We start from the raw sequence: 17904 nt of genomic DNA on the forward strand, positions 1-17904 counted from the left end.
GGCGCCCCTCTCAAGCCGTCTTGTACTTGCGCCCGAGCAGTGTGCTGCCGACCACGGTCAGCAGCAAGGTCACGCCGAGCAGGATGAAGGCGAGGGCCGCGCCGAAGGGCCAGTTGTTGCCGCGGACGAACTGGTCATAGACGGCGGGGGCCATCATCTTGAACTGCGGCCCGCCGAGCAGGACGGCGGAGGCGTAGGTGTTCATGCAGAGGATGAAGACCAGCACCGACCCGGCGGCGACCCCGGGCAGCGCCAGCGGCAGCACGACGCGGCGGAACACGGTGAAGGGCTTCGCGCCCAGGTTGGACGCCGCCTCTTCCGCCTGGCGCGGGATGCTCTCGATCACCGAGGCCAGGGTCAGGATCATGTAGGGCAGCACCACGGCGACGATGCCGGTGACCACCGAGCCGGTGTTGTAGAGCAGCGGCAGCGAGGTGGTGATCAGCCCGAGGCCCTTCAGCGCCGCGTTGATCGCCCCCTCATTGCCGAGCAGGGCCATCCAGCCGGCGGCGCGCACCACGTTGCCGACCAGCAGCGGGAACAGCACCAGGATGGTGGCCAGGCTCTTCCAGCGGCTCTGCATGCGGGCCAGCCAGTAGGCGGCGGGGAAGCCGAGCGCCAGGGTCAGCAGGGTGCAGCCGAGGGCGACGCCGAGCGTCGTCGCCATCACCTGCTGGTAGTAGGGATCCTGGATCGCCCGCAGGTAATTGGCCGCGGTCGTCGCTTCCACCATCATCTCGGTGGGGCTGAACTGGTTCAGGGAGATGCGCGCCAGCAGCAGCATGGGCGCGACCAGCAGCAGCAGCACCAGCAATCCGGCGGGAAGGACGAGCGCGGCCATCGGGTTACGCCTTGAACTGCTTGTTCCAGAAGTCGAGGATCTCGGAATGGGTCTTCAGCAGATAGTCGTAGTCCGGGGCGCGCAGCCGCTGCTGCTCGGCCTCGGTCAGGCTGATCTGGCTGGCGATCGCGGCCGGCAGCGGCGCGTCCTTGACGGTCGGCAGGTAGCCCATGCGGTCCGCGAAGGCCGCCTGCGCCGCCGGCTGCAGCGCGGCGTCGATATAGGCGTAGGCATTGTCCTTGTTGCGGCTGTTCTTCGGCACCGCCATCTCGAAGACGATGGCATAGGCGCCTTCCGACGGGACGACATGCTTCACCGGGATGCCGGCCTTCTGCCACATGAAGCCGCGCGCCAGCCACATCGGCGTCATCCAGACCTCTTCCGACTTCAGCGCGGCGGCCAGCGCCTCGTTGGAGGGATAGACCTTGGCGTCGAGCGAGCGCAGCTCCATCAGCTTCTTCTGCGCGGGCGCGTAGTTGTTGAAGGCGCCGCCGCCGGCCATGGCGGCCGCGAAGGTGTTGGTGCTGTAGAGGATGTCGGAGAAGCCGACGCGGCCGCGATACTTCGGGTCGAACATGTCGGCGAAGCCCTTGGGCGGCGTCGTGATCTTGTTCGGGTTGTAGAGCAGGACGAGGGCCGAATAGATGTGCGGCACGGCATAGGGCTTGGCCAGCGCCGGCAGGATGGCGGCGCCGCGCTTCAGCTTGCCCATGTCGAGATTGTCGAAGACGCCCTGGGCCGAGATCATGTGCATGTCGGTGTCCGACAGGCAGGCGACGTCGAAGGTGCCGCGGCGGGCCTGGCGCTCGGCCAGCAGCTTGGTCTTGCGCGGATCGGCATTGGCGATGTCCTGCAGGACCTCGATGCCCTGCGGCGCCATCATCGGCTGGTCGATATTGGCGCGCAGCAGCTCGCCGTAATCGCCGCCCCAGGTGCCCACCACGACCTGCTTGGCCTGGGCCCGGGCGAGGCCCGGCAGGCCCGCGGTGATGGATGCGAAGGCGGCGCCAGCGCCGGCCAGGGTCGCGCGACGGGTGATGTTCATGCCAGCTCTCCCAGGATGAGGGGTTCGGGTCGGTTCAAGCAGCAGGCAGCAGGCGGGCGGCCGCGGCCTCCCAGCTCAGCGTCACGGCATCGCCGACGGCCAGCCGCCGCAGCGGGTCGGCCAGCGTCGGCGTCGGGCGGATGATCAACAGGGACGTGCCGTCCTGCTCCACCAGATACTCGGTCAGCGCGCCCAGATAGGTGACCGCGGTGACACGGCCGCCGCCCTCGGCGTCGGGCTGCAGCGCGATGCGCTCGGGGCGCAGCGCCAGCAGGGTCGCGTCGGGGCGGACCGCGACGGCGGCGGGGTCGCAATGCAGCAGGGCGCCGCTGGTGGCGCGGAAGCCGCCCGCCGCCTCGATGCGGCCCTCGATCAGGTTGCAGCGGCCGACGAAGCCGGCGACGAAGGGATCGCTGGGGTTCTCGTAGAGCTCCTCCGCCGTGCCGACCTGGCGCACCCTTCCGCGCTCCATGACGACCAGGCGGTCGGCCATGGTCAGCGCCTCCTCCTGGTCATGCGTCACGATCAGGGTGGTCAGGCCGAGGCGCTGCTGCAGCGCGCGGATCTCCATCCGCACCTCGCCGCGCAGCTTGGCGTCGAGGTTGGACAGCGGCTCGTCCAGCAGGAAGACGGCGGGGTTCACCACCAGGGCGCGGGCCAGCGCCACGCGCTGCTGCTGCCCGCCCGAGAGCTGCCGCGGCAGCCGGTCGGCCAGGTGGTCGAGGCGCACCAGGCGCAGCGCCTCCATGACGCGGCTGTCGCGCTCGGCACGACCCACTTTCCGCATCTCCAGCCCGAAGGCCACGTTCTGGCCGACGGTCATGTGCGGGAACAGGGCGTAGGACTGGAACACCATGCCGGTGTCGCGGGCATGCGCCGGGCGGCGCGTCACGTCCTGGCCGCCGATCAGGATGCGGCCCTCGCTCGGCGGGATGAAGCCGGCGACCATGCGCAAGGTGGTGGTCTTGCCGCAGCCCGAGGGGCCGAGCAGGGCCACCATCTCGCCCTGCCGGACCTCCAGGTCGACCCGCTCCACCGCGGTGGAGGAGCCATAGCGCTTGCACAGCGCTTCCAGCACCAGATTGCCCATCAATGCTCTCCTTCGGCGTGGTGCAAGCGCGTCACACGACCCTCGACAGTTTCACGAAGCGGTCGGTCAGCAGCATCAGCCCCGCGACCAGCAGGATCTGCACCGTGGCCACGGCGGCAAGCGTCGGGTCGATGCGGAATTCGAGATAGCTCAGCATGGCGACCGGCAGCGTGGTCCGCCCCGGCCCGACCAGCAGCAGCGAGAGCTCGAGGTTCTCGAAGCTCTGGATGAAGGAGAACAGGCAGGCGGCGACGATGCCCGGCCGCAGCATCGGCAGCGTCACCCGGCGGAACACGGTGAAGGGGCGCGCGCCCAGATTGGCCGCCGCCTCCTCGGCCGAGCGGTCCAGATTGGCCAGGCTCGCCGAGACCAGCCGCACCGTCCAGGGGATGGTCAGCAGCACATGCGCCGCGACCAGCCCCTGCAGGGTCGCGGTGATGTCGGCATCGACCCAGAACTCGGCGCGCAGGTAGAACATGTAGAGGGCTGTGCCCGCCACCACGCCCGGCACCGCCAGCGGGCTGAGCAGCAGGGTGTTCACCGCGCCCTTCCCCGGCAGCCAGCCGCGGGCGATGGCATAGGCGGCGGCCGTGCCCGTCGGCACGCCGATCAGGGTGGCCAGCAGCGCCACCTGCAGGCTGGAGACGAAGCCGCGGGCGAATTCCTGCCGGTCCCAGGCATTGACGTACCAGTCCAGCGTCAGCCCCGGCGGCGGGAAGCTGACGATCTCCTGGCGGAAGACGCTGATCACCATGACCATCACCACCGGCGCCAGGATCAGCGCGAAGGCGGCGGCGACGGCCAGGTGGAACAGCAGGCGGCTGGGGGTGGGCAAGTTCATCAGGCGACCTCCGGCGCGCAAACTGCCCGCTGGCGGGCCAAACGTCAAAATTCCTTCACGGGTGCGGGAGCGATAGCCCCGCCACCACGCAACAACAAGGCGATGACGGGCTTGAACCCGCCCGCCCTGCGCGCATGATGGCCGTCATGCGCAACCTGCTCACCGATGTCGCCGGCGTCAGCCTCGGCCACAGCACCGACCTGGCGCTCGGCTCGGGCGTCACCGTGGTGATCTTCGAGCCCCCTGCCACCGCCGCCGTGCAGATCGGCGGCGGCGCCCCGGGCTCGCGCGACACGGCCCTGCTCGATCTCGACGCCACGGTGCAGCGGATCGACGCCATCACCCTCTCCGGCGGCTCCACCTTCGGGCTGGACGCGGCGGGCGGGGTCCAGGCGGCGCTGCGCGAGGCCGGGCGCGGCCAGGTCTTCGGCGGCATGCCGATCCCGCTGGCGCCCCAGGCCATCCTCTTCGACCTGGCCAATGGCGGCAACAAGGACTGGGGCCGCTTCGCCCCCTATCGCGAGATGGGCTACCAGGCCGCCCTCGCCGCCCGCCCCGGCGGCTTCGCGCTGGGCAGCGTCGGCGCCGGCACCGGGGCCACCACCCCGCTGGTCAAGGGCGGCCTCGGCAGCGCCAGCGCGCGCACCGCCAGCGGCCATGTCATCGCGGCGCTGGTGGCGGTGAATGCGGTGGGCTCGCCGCTGGTCGGCGACGGGCCGCATTTCTGGGCCGCCCCCTATGAGCAGGACCAGGAATTCGGCGGGCTCGGGCTGCCCAGCAGCTTCGACCTGCGGCTGCGGATCAAGGGCGGCGCGCCCACCGCCACCACCATCGGCCTGGTCGTCACCGACGCGACCCTGACCAAGGCCGAATGCCGCCGCCTGGCGCTGATGGCCGATGACGGCCTGGCCCGCGCCATCCTGCCGGCCCATGCGCCGAATGACGGCGACACCGTCTTCGCGGCCGCCACCGGGGAGAAGCCGGGCGGATCACTGGTCGAGCTCGGGCATCTCGCCGGGATCGTCATGGCGCGGGCCATCGCGCGCGGGGTCTATGAGGCGACGGCCCTGCCCTATCCGGGCGCCATCCGGAGCTGGAAGGACAAGTATCAGGGGGAATGAATTCCCCCTGAACCCCCTTCTTTTCCTTCTGTCGGTGCTGCCGCGGGCCGTTTCGGGGCGGGACGCCGGGGCACGGGCCGAATGCCTGGCCAGACGGGCGTCACGGCGGCAAGCTTGGTCCCGGTGGCCCGGCCCGCAGAGGCCGGCCGCCGGGAGCCAACCAAGCCAGAACCGGAAGAATCGCCCATGCAACGCCGCCCGATCCTCGCCACCCTGGCGGGACTGCCGCTGCTGCCCGCCACTTCCCGTGCCCAACCCGCCGCCTGGACCCCCACCCGCCCGATCCGCCTGGTCGTCGGCTTCGCCCCCGGCGGCAGCACCGACACCGCCGCCCGCATCCTGGCCGAGGCACTGGGCGGCCCGCTCGGACAGCCGGTGGTGGTCGAGAACCGCGTCGGCGCGGCCGGCAATATCGGCTCGGAATTCGTCGCCCGCAGCGCGCCCGACGGCTACACCTATGTCGCTGCCTCGGTGGGGACGCACGCCACCAACCAGTTCCTCTACCCCGAGATGGGCTTCCACGTGGTGCGGGATTTCGCGCCGGTTTCCCTGACCCTGCTGAACGCCTGCGTCGTGGTGGTGCATCCGGCGACGCCCTGCCGCTCGGTCGCCGAGCTGGTCGCCTTCGCCCGGGCGAATCCGGGCGCGATCAACATCGGCACCGCCGGCCCCGGCAGCTCGCAGCATTTCGGCGCGGCGCTGTTCGAGCAGCAGGCCGGGGTGAAATTCACCCATGTCCCCTATCGCGGCGGCGCGCCGGCCATCGCCGACCTGGTCGGCGGCCGCATCGACCTGGTCTTCTCGCCGATCGTCGAGGCCATGGCCTTCGTGCAGAGCGGCCAGCTGCGCGCCCTCGGCGTCACCCGCCAGGACCCCTCGCCCAGCCTGCCCGGCGTGCCGCCGGTGGGCAAGGCGGTGCCCGGCTATGTCTTCAACACCTGGCAGGGCGTCTTCGCCCCGGCTCGCACCCCGGCGCCGATCGTCGCCGCCATGGCCGGCGCCATCGCCGGGGTGCTGCGCCAGCCCGCAACCCGGGCGCGGCTGGAGGCGCTCGGCTACCAGCCGGTCGGCAGCACGCCCGAGGAATTCGCCACCTTCCAGCTCGCCGAGCTGGAGAAGGCCGGCGAGCTGGTGCGCATTTCCGGGGCGACCGCCCAATAGGGTTCAGAAAGCGAGGCTGGCCATGAAGCGGATCGCGCGGCCCGGCAGCAGCACCTCGTCCTTCTTGAAGGAGGCCGCATTGCGCATGTCGCGGTCCAGCAGGTTGCTGCCAAGCACGGCCAGCGTCAGCGCGCGATCGGCATCCAGCGCCGCGGTATAGGCGATGCGGGCATTCAGCAGCTCGTATCCCTTGGTCGAGGTCTCCGCCTCGGCCACGCGGTTCTGGTCGAAGGCATGCAGGTAGTCGACGCCGGTGTTCCAGCCGCCGCCTCGCCAGAACACCCCGCCGCCCAGGCGGTGCGGCGGGATGCGCGGCAGGTTGCCACCGCCCGAGAATTCGGCGCGCACGAAGTCATAGCGCGCCGAGACACCGAACTGCCCGGCGCCGAGGCGGAACAGATCCTGCTCCGCCTTGGCCTCGAGGCCGTAGAAGCGGGCGTCACGCTGGCCATAGGCGGATTGCAGGAATTCCCCGCCACCCCCCGCCGAGCAGGAGGCGAAGTCCTCACCACAGGAATTGCCGGTCAGCGCATGATAGATGAAGCCGTCGAAATGCGAGAGGAAGGCGCTGGTGTCGAAGCGGAAGCGGCCGGTCTGCCGCGCCAGGCCGAGCTCGGCGCTCATCGCCCGCTCCTTGCGCAGCCCGGGATCGCCGATGTCGAAGGTGCCGGAGGCGTCATGCGCGCCGCGCGAGAACAGCTCGGCCGCGCTCGGGGCGCGCTCGGCATAGGCGCCGGTCAGCCGCGCCTGCATCGCCCAGGGCAGATCCTGCAGCAGGCCGAGGCTGGCGCTGGCGGGGGCAAAATTGCGGCGCCGGCCTGAATTCTCCAGTTCCTGCTCGGCATCGGCCGGCAGCAGCCCGCCGGAGAAATCCGCGGTCTCGCCGGTGATGCGCACCGCCTCGATGCGGGCCGCCGCCTGCAGCCGCAGCGTCGGCGTCAGCCGCATCTCCTCGAACAGATAGGCCGCATAGCGGTCGGTGCGGGCGGGCGGCAGGAATTCCAGGAACTCGCCGGTGGTGCGCAGCCGCTCGCGCTCGACCGAGAAGCCCAGCGTACCGTCCAGCGGTCCCAGCCCGGTGGTGATCGGCTGGTGCTGCAGCTCCAGCCGGCCGTCCCAGGTCATGTTGCGGAAGCCGCCATGCACCACCGGGCCGCCCTCGGCCTGGCCCTGCTCTTCACCGTCCTCATGCTCCAGCCCGATCTCCTCGTGGCGATAGCGGGAGAAGCCGAGCCAATAGGCGATGCTGCGGAGTGGCCCGCCGGCGGGTCGGTATTCGCCGCGGCTGGCCCAGCGGGTCTGTTCCAGGTCGATGGCGGTGCCCAGCGCCGCCTCCTCCCCACCCGGAATGCCGTAGAGGCTACGGAACCGCGAGATCGAGGTACCAATAAAACCCTGCTCGCCGATATAGCTCAGCCCGATCGCCTGGCCGTCGCTGCGGACGAAGCTGTTGGCCTGCGACCCGCCGCCGGGCAGGCGGTAGTCATGGTCCTTGCGGCCCGAGAAATCGCCATGCAGCACCCAGTTGCCGGCGCGCATGTCGGCGCTGGCGCCGCCATCCCAGCCGCGGCTGCCGCTGCTCCAGCCACCGCCGGCGCGGCCCTGCACGTCCCGCTCCGGCAGCGCGGTCGGGATGCGGTTGTTGATGGCATTGACCACGCCGCCGATCGCCTGCGAGCCCCAGCGCAGCGAGGCGGGACCGCGGATCACCTCGACCCGCTCCGCCGCCCAGGGGTCGAGCGGCGGCGCATGGTCCTCGCCATAGGCGGAGACATCGCCGGCAGCGAAGCCGTTCTCCTGCAGCCGCACCCGGAAATTGTCGAGGCCGCGGATGATGGGACGGCTGGCGCCGGGGGCGAAGCTGGTGGCGGCGAGGCCCGGCTCCTGCGCCAGCAGCTCCGCCAGGCTGCGCGCGCCGGCCTCGGCGATCGCCGGCTGCTCGACCATGGTCAGCGGCACGAAGCTGCCGGCCTGGCCGGTCTGCACCGGGCTGGCGGTGACCGCGACCGGCGCCAGGGGAATGGCGTCCTGGGCAAGGCCGACCCCTGGCAGCAGCGTGGCGGAAGCACAGAGGAGGAAGCGGCGGCACGGCATGGGCGGTCTCCGGAAGGCGGCGCCCAGGCTTAGTTTGGTATGTTATACTATAATAGTTACGAATTATTCATTCGGCCGGTGCGAGGGGTCGCACCCCGCACCGGCCCGCCCTTCAGATCCCGGCCAGGAGCTGGCGGGCCAGGATCACCTCGTCCTCGGTGACGCCGTGATGGCCGCCCTCGTAGAGCCGCGTGGTGACCGTGGCGCCCTCGGCCTTGAAGCGGGCCTCGGTCTCCAGCACGCGGGACAGCGGGATATGGCCGTCCTGCCTGCTGCAGCCGAGCAGCACCGGCACGCCGTCGAAGCGCGCGCCGGGGGTGACCGGCGGCAGCTGGTCGCCGATCAGCCCGCCGCTCAGCCCGATCACCGCGCCGAAGCGGCGGCCGCTGCGCCAGGCGTAGTCCAGCGCCAGGCAGGCGCCCTGGCTGAAGCCGAGCAGCGCGACCTTGTCATCCGGCAGGCCGGTCGCCGCCACCGCCGCCTCCACCACCGCCAGCGCGCCGGAGAGCCAGGGCTCGTTGCGCGCCACCGGCTCGATGAAGCGGTGCGGATACCAGCTGCTGCCCGCCGCTTCCGGCGCCAGCAGGGCATAGCCCGGCACCGCCAGATGCCCGCCCAGGCCGAGGATGTCGGCCGCGCTGCCACCGCGGCCATGCAGCAGGACCAGCGCCCGTGGCGCCTGCCCCGCCGCGACGCCGGCCCGCAGCAGGGGCCGGCCGGCATGCGGGTTCGCGCTCACAGCGGCTTCAGCCCGCGCTCGATCGACGCCCGCTGCGGCTCCAGGAAGGGCGGCAGCGACAGGCTCTCGCCCAGCCGGTCCTTCGGCTCGTCGGCGTCAAAGCCGGGGCCGTCGGTCGCGATCTCGTAGAGGATGCCGCCCGGCTCCCGCACATAGAGGCTGCGGAAGTAGTAGCGGTCGACCGGCCCGCTGGAGCGCAGCCGCAGGCTGTTGAAGCGGTCCACCCAGGCGCCGTAATCGGCATCCGGCACGCGGAAGGCGACATGGTGCACGCCGCCGGCGCCGGGCTGGGCCGGGGAGAGGCCGGGCTCGACGCGCATGTGCAGCTCGGCCGCCGGGCCGCCCTCGCCCATCTCATAGACATGGACATCGACCGGGCGGGCGTCGTCGCTGCGATAGCTGCGGGTGCGGCGCATGGCCATGACGTCGGTCGCGAAAGCGTCGGAGCGGCGCAGGTCCGGCACGCTCATGGTGATCGGGCCGAGGCCGCGGATCTGCTGCGCGGCGTCCACCGGGCTGCGCGCCCAGGGATGCGATTCGCCGCGGCCGCCATCATCGACCAGCGCCAGGCGCTGGCCCTCGGGGTCCTCGAAGTCGAGCTGCAGCCGACCGTCGATCTCGCGGATTTTTTCGGCTTTGACACCCTGCTCCGCCAGGCGCGCGGCCCAGAACTTCAGGGAGTCTTCGCCCGACACGCGCAGGCCGGTGCGGGTCACGCTATGCGTGCCACGACGCTCCGGGCCGACGGGCCAGTCAAAAAAAGTAATGTCGCTGCCGGGGCTGGCTTCGCCATCGGCATAGAACAGGTGATAGGCGCTGGTGTCGTCCTGGTTCACCGTCTTCTTCACCAGCCGCATGCCGAGCACGCGGGTGTAGAAGTCATGGTTGCCCCGCGCATCGGCGGAGACAGCGGTCAGGTGATGGATGCCATGCAGCTGCATGATCGTCGTCCTTGCCCTCGTCGCGGGACGGACGGCCCCTGCCGCCGCCCCGCCGGGCTCGCTGGAGGGTGGTCAGCGCTGACAGGCGCGCCGATCACCCTCCAGCTTCATGTTTGAGCGGGTGATTCACGCCGTCGACGATTCCGTCTCAGGCGATCACACGCTTGAAAACTCCTCAGGCGCGGCCGCGCAGGATCTGCCCGGTCACCTCGGCCACGTGGCGGCCCTGGCTCTTGGCCATCTCCAGCTCCGCCTCGGAGGGCTGGCGCGAGCCGTCGCCATTGGCGATCGTCGTGGCGCCGTAGGGCGTGCCGCCATTGACGGCGCTGTTGTCCAGCATGCGCTTCTCGGTATAGGGCAGCCCCACCACCGTCATGCCGAAATGCAGCAGGTTGACGATGGTCGAGACGATGGTCGTCTCCTGCCCGCCATGCTGGGTCGCGGTCGAGCTGAACACCGAGCCGACCTTGCCGACCAGCTTGTCGCCGAACCACAGCCCGCCAGCCTGGTCGAGGAAGCTCGCCATCTGCGAGGCCATGCGGCCGAAGCGGGTCGGCGTGCCGAAGATGATGGCGTCGTACTCGGCCAGCTCGGCGACGGTGGCGACGGGCGCTTCCTGGTCCAGCTTGAAATGCGCGGCCTTGGCGACCTCGGCGGGCGCCGTCTCGGGCACGCGCTTGATCACCACCTCGGTGCCCGGGACGGCGCGGGCGCCCTCGGCCACCGCCTTCGCCATGGTCTCGATATGGCCGTAGCTGGAATAGTACAGAACCAGGATCTTGCTCATCGCGGGTCTCCGTCTCGGGGTGGGGTTCGTCTGGGGGAAGAGTTGCGCAGCCCGGTCGTTTCCGGCAAGCGTCGCCTGGGAAACCTTCCGTTCTCCGGAGACGAACGATGCGGCCGGATATCGACGCCCTCGCCACGCTGATCCAGGTGGTCGATTGCGGCACCATCACCGGCGCCGCCGCCCGCATGGGCCTGGCCAAGTCGGTGGTCAGCAAGCGCATGGCGCAGCTCGAGGCCCAGCTGTCCGCGAAGCTGCTGCACCGGGCGCCGAGAAAGGTGACGCCCACCGAAAGCGGCGCCCTGCTGGTGGCCCGCGCCCGCGCCCTGCTGGCGCAGCTCGACACCGTGGCCGACGAGGTCATGGCCCGCTCCGGCGCGCTGTCCGGGCAGCTGCGGCTGGCCGCCCCGCTCTCCTTCGGGGCGCGTCATCTCGGACCTTTGATCGCCGGCTTCCTGCGCGACTATCCGGGCATCGAGGTGGCGCTCGACTTCGACGACCGGCATGTCGACCTGCTCTCCGGGCAGTACGACCTGGCGCTGCGCATCGGCCGGCTCGGCGATTCCACCCTGCGCGCCCGCCGCCTCGGCACCAGCCGCCGCGCGCTCTGCTGCAGCCCGGACTATGTCGCCCGCCATGGCGCGCCCGGCGCGCTGGAGGCGCTGGCAGGGCATTCCTGCCTGGGCTATGCCAATGCCTCCTCCGGGCATATCTGGCGCTTCATCCCGGCCGATGGCGGCGGCGAGGCGCGCTCCCTGGTGCTCGGCGGCCGGCTGACCGCCAACAGCGGCGAGGCCCTGCTGGAAGCCGCCCGCGCCGGCATCGGCCTGGTCGTGCTGCCGACCTTCCTGCTCTCGGCCGAGGTGCGGGCCGGCGCCCTGGTGCCGCTGCAGATCCCCGGCTGGATGCCCGAGCCCGACACCATCCAGCTGGTCTGGCCGCCCGCCGCCGCCCTGCCGCTGAAGGCCCGCACCCTGATCGAGCACCTGGCCGCGCGCCTGCGCGAGCCCTTCGACTGGGACGCCCCCTTCCCCCTGGGCCACGCCGCTGCTTGACTGCCGGACGACAATGCCGATCCGATGCGGGAGATCCCGATGAGCCTCGCCCCCCTGCTGCCCGACAGCGAAGTGACCGCCGCCCAGGCGCGCTGCCGCGAGGCCGGCGTCGCCAATGGCGACGTGCTGACCCAGCCGATCGCCGAGGCGCGCGAGAAGGCCAGCGCCTTCCAGGCCTTCCTCAATGCCGGCGGCCCCGAGATGGCCTCGGTGACGGAAACCGTGCTGGAGACCACCAGCCCGCCGCTGCGCCTGCGCCTCTACCGTCCGCGCGGCGCCGGCGCGGCTGCCGTGCCCGCCTATCTGCACATCCATGGCGGCGGCTTCGCCATCGGCGGGATCGACTCGCTGGACCGCTGGAAGCGCGAGATCGCCGACCAGGCCGGCCTCGTCGTCGTCGGACTGGATTATGCGCTCGCCCCCGAGCACCCCTATCCCGCCGCCATCGACCAGGTGCTGGCGGCCCTCCGCTGGCTGCGCGACCACGGCGCGGCGCAGGGCATCGACGGCACGCGCCTGGCGGTCGGCGGCGATTCGGCCGGCGGCAACCTGGCGCTGAACGCGCTGATCCGCCTGCGCGACGCCGGCGAGCCCCTGCCGGCACTCGGCGTCATCGTCTATGGTATGCTTTCCGCCCAGCACGACACCGCCTCGCACCGCGAGCGCGGCGACGGCCGCTTCGGCCTGTCGACGGCGAAGCTCGACTGGTTCTGGTCGCATTACGCCCCCGATGCCGCGCAGCGCAGCGACCCGGGCGTGGCGCCGCTGTACGCCCAGCTGGCCGGCCTGCCGCCACTGCTGCTGCAGGCGGCCGCGCTGGACCCGCTGCTGGACGACACGCTGGCCCTCGACAAGAAGCTCGACGCCGCGGGGGTGCCGCACACGACCACGCTCTACGAAGGCGTGCCGCATGGCTTCATCGGGCAGACGGCGCTTCTGTCGAAAGCCAATGACGCGCGGGAGGAAGTGGTGGCGGCTCTGAAGAAAGCTTTCGGGTAGGCAGAAGGCAGAGTGAAGGCCAGGGGAAGGAATTCCCCTGGACCCCTTCTTTTTTCTGTCAGACTGCCGTGTCCAGGTGGCGACGGGACATGACACGGCCAAGGCGCAGCGCGACCTTCTTCAGTCCCTGATAGCCTGCTCCAGATCCTCGATCAGATCCGCCGGATCTTCCAACCCCACCGACAGCCGGAACGTCCCGTCCCCCGTCCAGTCGCGATAGGCCGCCGCGGCCGCGCCTTCCAGGCGGAAGGAGCCGCGCACCACGTCATCGGCGGGGATGTGGAACAGCAGGCTCTGCGCCTTGCCCAGCGACACCGCGTAGCTCCAGATCGTCAGCCGCTCGGCCAGGCGGCGGGCGAGGTTCTTGTCGTCATCGGCGCTGAAGCTGACCATGCCGGAGAAATTGGCCATCTGGCGCTTCGCCAGCGCGTGCTGCGGGTGGCTTTCCAGCCCGGGCCAATAGACGCGGCGGATGCGCGGATGCGCCGACAGGAAATCGGCGACGCTGCGGGCATTGCGCTCGTGCAGCGCCATGCGGGCGGGCAGCGTCTCCAGGCCGCGCAGGATCAGCCAGGCGGCGAAGGGGCTGATGGCGCCACCGAGATGGATCACCGCCTCCTTGCGCAGGGCGGCGATCGGGGCCGCGCGGCCGATCACCGCGCCGCCCAGCGCATCGCCATGGCCGCAGGCATATTTGGTCAGGGAGTGGATCACCCAGTCGGCCCCAAGCGCGATCGGCTGCGTCGCCACCGGCGTCGCCAGGGTGGAGTCGACCGACAGTTCCGCGCCGGCTTCATGGGCAATGGCGGCGAGTGCCGCAATATCGGCGAGCTTCAGGATCGGATTGGCGGGGGTCTCGACATGCAGCAGCCGCGTCCCGGGGCGGATCGCGCCGGCGACGGCGGCCAGGTCGGACATGTCGACGCTGCTGACGGCGACGCCGTAGCGGGCCAGCGTCTCCAGCGCGAATTCGGCGACGCCGGCGTAGCAGACATCGCTCAGCAGCAGGTGGCTGCCGGGCGCCAGGCGGTGCAGGAACAGCCCGGCGGTGGCGGCCATGCCGCTGGCGAAGCCCAGCGCCGCCTCGGCGCCTTCGAGGGCGGCCAGGCGCTGCTCCAGCAGGGCGACGGTCGGATTGCCCCAGCGCGTGTAGAACATCGGCGCATCGGCACCGAGGTCATTGGCCGAGAAGCCGATGGCGTCGGGATCGGTGTGGAAGCTGGTCGCGGTGACCAGAGGCGGCGTCACCGGCGCGCCGATGGCGCGCGCCGGCTCGGCGGCATGGAGTGCCAGGGTGGCGGGGCGCAATCTTCCCTCCTCTCGGCGGAGAGGTCAGCGCCCCTCCGCTCAGCTGCGCGACGGCTTGTTGCCGTGCGAGACATCCGGCGTGCCGCGGAACAGCGACATATGCGTGTGCGTCGCCACCCAGGGCTGGTCCACCGCGTCACGGCCGAAGGAGACGGTGGCGCGTCCCTTGCGGTCGAACGGCATGCCATCCGGCTGATAGCCCGTCGAATCCCAGATGCCCAGGCCGACGGCGAAAAGCCGGTCGGGCGAGACGATCGACTTCACGTCGTCGAGGCGCCAGGTGAAGCCGTCGATGGTCGGCCAGACCTTGCGCCACTGGTTCTGCTCGGCCGGCGCCTGGCCATAGACGAAGTCGGAGAAGGTGCCGAAGGCCAGGAAGTCGTCGGAGAAGAGATGCCGGGCGGCGGCGAAATCGACCGCCTGGACATGCTCGGACAGCTCGCGGAACCAGTCCTGGATGCGGGTGTGATCGGCGGGGTCGACGGGCGCGGTGGCCTTGACGGTCATGGAAGATCCTCGGTCGGAAGAACCGCCAGCCTGCGCCAGCCGGCGGCGAAGCGGAAGACGGGCGCGGCCGCCATGGCTATTGCGGTTCGAACTTCGCGAGCCGCAGCAGCGCGGCATTCTGCTCGACCTCGGCGGCGATGGCGCGCTCGATCTCCGGGATGCTCTCGCGCACCGGCTCGAAGCCCTGGCCGGCCAGGCGCTGCACCGTCTCTGGCTCGTGCAGGCCCTTGACCAGGGCGGCGTTGAGACGGGTGGCGATCTCGGCCGGGATGCCGCGATGCGCCCAGACGCCGTACCAGGAATAGAAGGTGAAGCCCGGCAGCCCGTTCTCGGAGAGCGTCGGCAACTCGGCGGCGAGCCCGGTGCGGGCCGGCGTCGCGATGCCCAAGCCCCGCAGCTGGCCGCCACGGATCATCGGCAGGGTGGCCAGCACCGGATCGAACATCAGCTGCACATTGCCGGCCGCGACATCGGTCAGCGCCGGGGCCGAGCCACGATAGGGCACGATCTCGATCTCGGTGCCGGCCTGGCGGTTGAACTCGATCGAGGCGAGATGCCCGGCGGCGCCCAGCGAGGAGGTGGCGAAAGACCAGCGCTTCGGCTCCGCCTTCGCCGCCGCGATCACCTCGGCGAGCGTCTGCTGCGGCAGGCGCGGATCCTGCACCAGCACGCAGGGGCCGCGCGCGGTGCGGGCGATCGGCAGGAAATCGGCGACCGGGTCATAGCCCACGACCTTCATCACATGCCGCGCCATCGGATGGATCGAGGCCGAGCCCATCAGGGTATAGCCGTCGGGCGGCGCCTGCAGCACCGCCTGGCCGCCCACCGTGCCGCTGCCGCCGGTGCGGTTCTCCACCACCACGGTGACGCCCAGCTGCTCCTGCAGCTTCAGGGCCGCCAGCCGCGCCATGGCATCCGTCGCGGCGCCCGGCGTATAGGGCACGACCATGCGGATCGGCCGGTTCGGCCAGGGATTCTGCGCGATGGCCGGGCGGGCCAGCAGCGACGCGGCGGCACCGGCGGCCAGCAGCTCTCTGCGATGCATGGAAATTCCTCGGAGAATCGGAAGCGGCGGAAACCCCGCCGGGCAGCACAGCGATCATGCGGCGCCCGGCGAAGCTCCGGCAAAGGGAAACGAGGGTTCCGGGCGGCATGCCGCCCGGCGCGTCAGCCGCGGCGGGCCGGCTGCCCATGCGGTGGCTGCCCATGCTGCGGCTGCCAGTCCTGGGCGCGCTGCACCACCAGGCGGGCGACGCGGGCGGCCTCGGCGGGACTGTCGAAGCGGGCGCCGTCGATGTCGTCGACCACGGGATCGACCGCCTTGAAGCGCCAGCCGCCATGGCTGGAGACGGCGACGCCGACGAAGCGGCCGCCGATATCGACGGGACGGGAAGCGATCATGTTCTCTCTCCTGGCCCTGGCGCGGCGCGCCGGACCCTCGGAACCGGGGAAGCTGTCAGGACAGGCGGGCGGCAGGCGTCAGCGCCGACAGCGACAGCCGGGCATCGCCGCGCCGCCGGGCATGCCGGCAGACCGATCGGAGAGGAGGACAAGGCGCTTTAGCTTTTCGTGACGCGGTGCAAGCTGCATCTCAAATCTCCGCGGGGCGGCCCATCCGCCCGGAACGCGCCCCTTTCACCACATCAAAAGCGTGCAATCAAGTATTTTACGATTTTTTATACATATTAACCCATGATGGGGCGTGGAATAGCGCCAGCGCAACCGCAGGCGCCGGCCCCCGTTGCCTTGTCAGCCCCGACTGAAGGAGACAGTGCGATGACCGATCAACGCCATCCCGGCGCCGCCCCGGCCGAGGGGACCGGGGCAGACCAGGCCGCGACCCCGGCTGCTGGCAAGACCCCGGGCCAGCCCGCCGGCAAGCCCGGCAACCCGGCGGTCGACGATCGCGGCCTGCATTCCGGCCTGCATATCGGCGAATGGACCGGGATGCTGACCGGCCATTCGACGCGCGACCCCGACACCACCCGCCCCGGCAGCAAGACCACCGGTCCGGGCGAGCTCGGCAACCTGATGAAGAACCAGAAGGAATAAGCGCCGCTCCAGGCAGCGCCCAACCGGCCCGGCCCCGCAAGGAGCCGGGCTTTTTCAGGCCCGCGCGGCTTCAGGCCCCCGCGGCGTCAGGCCCAGGCGGCTTCAGGCCCGGGCGGCGGCCTCGCCGCCGGCGAGCTGCGGCGCCGGCGCGCGGGTCTCCGGCATGGCGGCCCAGGCCAGCAGCAGGCAGGCCAGGCCGATGCCGCCCAGCATGCCGAAGGCCACCCCCGCCCCCAGCCAGCCGGCGACCAGGCCGGCCAGGCTGGTGCTGAAGGTGCCGCCCAGCCCCACCGCCAGCCCGAAGATCCCCATGCAGAGATTGAAGCGGTTGCTGCCGCGGGTCAGGTCGGCGGCGATCAGCGGCAGCATGACGCCCAGCGTCGCGGCGCTGACCCCGTCCAGCGCCTGCACCACCACCAGCCCCAGCGGATGCCCGACCACCGCCAGCAGCACCCCGCGCAGCGGCAGCATGGCGAAGCCGATCATCAGCACGAGCCGGCGGCCGCGGGTCTCGGCCAGGCGGCCGAAGCGCGGCGCCAGCCCCGCCACCACCAGCTGCGGCACCACCAGGCAGGCGGCGATGATCAGGTTGGCCTCGTCGCCGGTCTGCCGGGTCACCATCGAGGCCGCCAGCGGCAGCATCGCCGCGTTCGACAGGGTGAACAGCAGGCAGCAGCCGGCGAAGACCAGGATGCCGGGCTGCCGCAGCAGGTCCATGACCCGCCCGCCGCCCTCGCCCCTGGCCGCCAGCGGCACCGCCCGCTGGGTCAGGTCCTCGCCGCGGATCATCGCCAGGCAGAGCAGGCTGGGCACGGTCAGGGCGGCGGTCAGCCAGAAGACGGCGGCCGGCGCCACATAGGTGCCGACCAGCCCCATGACGCCGGCGGCCACCGCGCCACCCAGCGCCTGGTAGCGCGAATTGCGCCCCAGCCGCTCGCCCAGCGCGGCGCGGCCGACCAGCGCCAGGCTGATCGCCGCGATCGAGGGGGTGAGCACGCAGCTGGCGAAGCCGTGCAGCACCTCCGAGATCAGCACCGGCAGGGTGAAGGGCAGCGCCGCCAGCAGCACCGCCGACACCGCGATCGCCAGCAGGGCCAGCATCGCCGCCAGCCGCTTGTTGCGCAGCGCATCGACCAGCGCGCCGGCGGGCAGCTGGCTGATCATCGCGGTCAGCGTGCCCAGGCTGAGGGCGAAGCCGATCTCCACCTCGGTCCAGGCCTGGGTGGTCAGGTAGACGGCCACGAAGGGGCCGAACCCCGTCTGCACGTCGGCGACGAAGAAGTTCAGCCAGTCGAGGCTGCGCCGGCTGCGGCCCGCCGTCATGCC

Annotated in this window: 18 protein-coding genes; 5 read left to right on the forward strand and 13 right to left on the reverse strand. The window is 71.3% G+C overall.

Annotated elements, in window-relative coordinates; translation table 11 throughout:
- Positions 1-10: 10 nt before the first annotated feature.
- Genes WFI16_RS18650 through WFI16_RS18665 form a run of 4 tightly spaced genes read right to left on the reverse strand, consistent with a single transcriptional unit; the run spans position 11 to position 3817 of the window.
- Complete coding sequence (locus tag WFI16_RS18650; protein WP_076958803.1) at positions 11-841, reverse strand: ABC transporter permease; 831 nt, start codon at positions 839-841, stop codon at positions 11-13.
- A gap of 4 nt (positions 842-845) precedes the next feature.
- Positions 846-1886, reverse strand: coding sequence for an extracellular solute-binding protein (locus WFI16_RS18655; protein WP_419899357.1), 1041 nt, complete (start codon positions 1884-1886; stop codon positions 846-848).
- Positions 1887-1920: 34 nt separating this feature from the next.
- Positions 1921-2976, reverse strand: coding sequence for an ABC transporter ATP-binding protein (locus WFI16_RS18660; RefSeq protein ID WP_419899358.1), 1056 nt, complete (start codon positions 2974-2976; stop codon positions 1921-1923).
- A gap of 31 nt (positions 2977-3007) precedes the next feature.
- A complete protein-coding gene (locus WFI16_RS18665; protein ID WP_419899359.1) occupies positions 3008-3817 on the reverse strand; it encodes an ABC transporter permease in 810 nt (269 codons plus the stop codon).
- A 146-nt stretch (positions 3818-3963) separates the two neighbouring features.
- Here WFI16_RS18665 and WFI16_RS18670 point away from each other — a divergent pair, with 146 nt between their 5' ends.
- A complete protein-coding gene (locus WFI16_RS18670) occupies positions 3964-4938 on the forward strand; it encodes a P1 family peptidase (RefSeq protein ID WP_419899360.1) in 975 nt (324 codons plus the stop codon).
- Between the two features lie 186 nt (positions 4939-5124).
- Entirely contained in the window at positions 5125-6099 is a 975-nt protein-coding gene (locus WFI16_RS18675) for a Bug family tripartite tricarboxylate transporter substrate binding protein (protein ID WP_419899361.1), read from the forward strand.
- Positions 6100-6102: 3 nt separating this feature from the next.
- On the opposite strand, the gene WFI16_RS18680 is transcribed toward WFI16_RS18675, so the two are convergent.
- From WFI16_RS18680 to wrbA, 4 genes are all read right to left on the reverse strand, one after another.
- Positions 6103-8193 (reverse strand): TonB-dependent receptor, encoded by a 2091-nt coding sequence (locus tag WFI16_RS18680; protein WP_419899362.1) that lies wholly within the window; start codon positions 8191-8193, stop codon positions 6103-6105.
- A 112-nt stretch (positions 8194-8305) separates the two neighbouring features.
- Complete coding sequence (locus tag WFI16_RS18685) at positions 8306-8932, reverse strand: alpha/beta hydrolase (protein ID WP_419899363.1); 627 nt, start codon at positions 8930-8932, stop codon at positions 8306-8308.
- Positions 8929-9873, reverse strand: coding sequence for a ring-cleaving dioxygenase (locus WFI16_RS18690; RefSeq protein ID WP_419899364.1), 945 nt, complete (start codon positions 9871-9873; stop codon positions 8929-8931). Before WFI16_RS18690 ends, WFI16_RS18685 begins: the two co-directional genes overlap by 4 nt.
- 175 nt (positions 9874-10048) lie before the next feature.
- A complete protein-coding gene (gene wrbA / locus WFI16_RS18695) occupies positions 10049-10660 on the reverse strand; it encodes an NAD(P)H:quinone oxidoreductase (RefSeq protein WP_419899365.1) in 612 nt (203 codons plus the stop codon).
- A gap of 107 nt (positions 10661-10767) precedes the next feature.
- On the opposite strand from wrbA, the gene WFI16_RS18700 reads away from it, so the two are divergent.
- Together WFI16_RS18700 and WFI16_RS18705 are read left to right on the forward strand one after the other, a co-directional pair.
- Entirely contained in the window at positions 10768-11712 is a 945-nt protein-coding gene (locus WFI16_RS18700) for a LysR family transcriptional regulator (protein WP_419899366.1), read from the forward strand.
- 39 nt (positions 11713-11751) lie between these two features.
- Complete coding sequence (locus WFI16_RS18705; RefSeq protein WP_419899367.1) at positions 11752-12711, forward strand: alpha/beta hydrolase; 960 nt, start codon at positions 11752-11754, stop codon at positions 12709-12711.
- A gap of 120 nt (positions 12712-12831) precedes the next feature.
- Here the strand turns inward: WFI16_RS18705 and WFI16_RS18710 are convergent, their stop codons facing one another.
- From WFI16_RS18710 to WFI16_RS18725, 4 genes are all read right to left on the reverse strand, one after another.
- Positions 12832-14019, reverse strand: coding sequence for a trans-sulfuration enzyme family protein (locus tag WFI16_RS18710; RefSeq protein WP_419899368.1), 1188 nt, complete (start codon positions 14017-14019; stop codon positions 12832-12834).
- Positions 14020-14058: 39 nt separating this feature from the next.
- Complete coding sequence (locus WFI16_RS18715; RefSeq protein ID WP_419899369.1) at positions 14059-14526, reverse strand: YybH family protein; 468 nt, start codon at positions 14524-14526, stop codon at positions 14059-14061.
- 76 nt (positions 14527-14602) lie between these two features.
- Positions 14603-15571 (reverse strand): Bug family tripartite tricarboxylate transporter substrate binding protein, encoded by a 969-nt coding sequence (locus tag WFI16_RS18720; protein WP_419899370.1) that lies wholly within the window; start codon positions 15569-15571, stop codon positions 14603-14605.
- 122 nt (positions 15572-15693) lie between these two features.
- Positions 15694-15927, reverse strand: coding sequence for a hypothetical protein (locus WFI16_RS18725; RefSeq protein ID WP_419899371.1), 234 nt, complete (start codon positions 15925-15927; stop codon positions 15694-15696).
- 375 nt (positions 15928-16302) lie between these two features.
- On the opposite strand from WFI16_RS18725, the gene WFI16_RS18730 reads away from it, so the two are divergent.
- The gene (locus tag WFI16_RS18730; protein ID WP_419899372.1) at positions 16303-16578 is read left to right on the forward strand and encodes a hypothetical protein; all 276 of its coding nucleotides are present in this window, start codon (positions 16303-16305) and stop codon (positions 16576-16578) included.
- Positions 16579-16680: 102 nt separating this feature from the next.
- Here WFI16_RS18730 and WFI16_RS18735 read toward each other — a convergent pair whose 3' ends face one another.
- On the reverse strand, positions 16681-17901 hold the full coding sequence (locus WFI16_RS18735) for an MFS transporter (protein ID WP_419899373.1): 1221 nt from the start codon (positions 17899-17901) through the stop codon (positions 16681-16683).
- Between the last annotated feature and the right edge of the window lie 3 nt (positions 17902-17904).

The organism is Roseomonas sp. USHLN139, assembly GCF_037145735.1.
Classification (GTDB): Bacteria; Pseudomonadota; Alphaproteobacteria; order Acetobacterales; family Acetobacteraceae; genus Pseudoroseomonas.

Coding starts and splice junctions, on each gene's coding strand:
- wrbA (WP_419899365.1), bottom strand. CDS start 10,660: ATGAGCAAGATCCTGGTTCTGTACTATTCCAGCTACGGCCATATCGAG.
- WFI16_RS18675 (WP_419899361.1), top strand. CDS start 5,125: ATGCAACGCCGCCCGATCCTCGCCACCCTGGCGGGACTGCCGCTGCTG.
- WFI16_RS18730 (WP_419899372.1), top strand. CDS start 16,303: ATGACCGATCAACGCCATCCCGGCGCCGCCCCGGCCGAGGGGACCGGG.
- WFI16_RS18680 (WP_419899362.1), bottom strand. CDS start 8,193: ATGCCGTGCCGCCGCTTCCTCCTCTGTGCTTCCGCCACGCTGCTGCCA.
- WFI16_RS18725 (WP_419899371.1), bottom strand. CDS start 15,927: ATGATCGCTTCCCGTCCCGTCGATATCGGCGGCCGCTTCGTCGGCGTC.
- WFI16_RS18690 (WP_419899364.1), bottom strand. CDS start 9,873: ATGCAGCTGCATGGCATCCATCACCTGACCGCTGTCTCCGCCGATGCG.
- WFI16_RS18735 (WP_419899373.1), bottom strand. CDS start 17,901: ATGACGGCGGGCCGCAGCCGGCGCAGCCTCGACTGGCTGAACTTCTTC.
- WFI16_RS18715 (WP_419899369.1), bottom strand. CDS start 14,526: ATGACCGTCAAGGCCACCGCGCCCGTCGACCCCGCCGATCACACCCGC.
- WFI16_RS18705 (WP_419899367.1), top strand. CDS start 11,752: ATGAGCCTCGCCCCCCTGCTGCCCGACAGCGAAGTGACCGCCGCCCAG.
- WFI16_RS18670 (WP_419899360.1), top strand. CDS start 3,964: ATGCGCAACCTGCTCACCGATGTCGCCGGCGTCAGCCTCGGCCACAGC.
- WFI16_RS18665 (WP_419899359.1), bottom strand. CDS start 3,817: ATGAACTTGCCCACCCCCAGCCGCCTGCTGTTCCACCTGGCCGTCGCC.
- WFI16_RS18660 (WP_419899358.1), bottom strand. CDS start 2,976: ATGGGCAATCTGGTGCTGGAAGCGCTGTGCAAGCGCTATGGCTCCTCC.
- WFI16_RS18655 (WP_419899357.1), bottom strand. CDS start 1,886: ATGAACATCACCCGTCGCGCGACCCTGGCCGGCGCTGGCGCCGCCTTC.
- WFI16_RS18720 (WP_419899370.1), bottom strand. CDS start 15,571: ATGCATCGCAGAGAGCTGCTGGCCGCCGGTGCCGCCGCGTCGCTGCTG.
- WFI16_RS18700 (WP_419899366.1), top strand. CDS start 10,768: ATGCGGCCGGATATCGACGCCCTCGCCACGCTGATCCAGGTGGTCGAT.
- WFI16_RS18650 (WP_076958803.1), bottom strand. CDS start 841: ATGGCCGCGCTCGTCCTTCCCGCCGGATTGCTGGTGCTGCTGCTGCTG.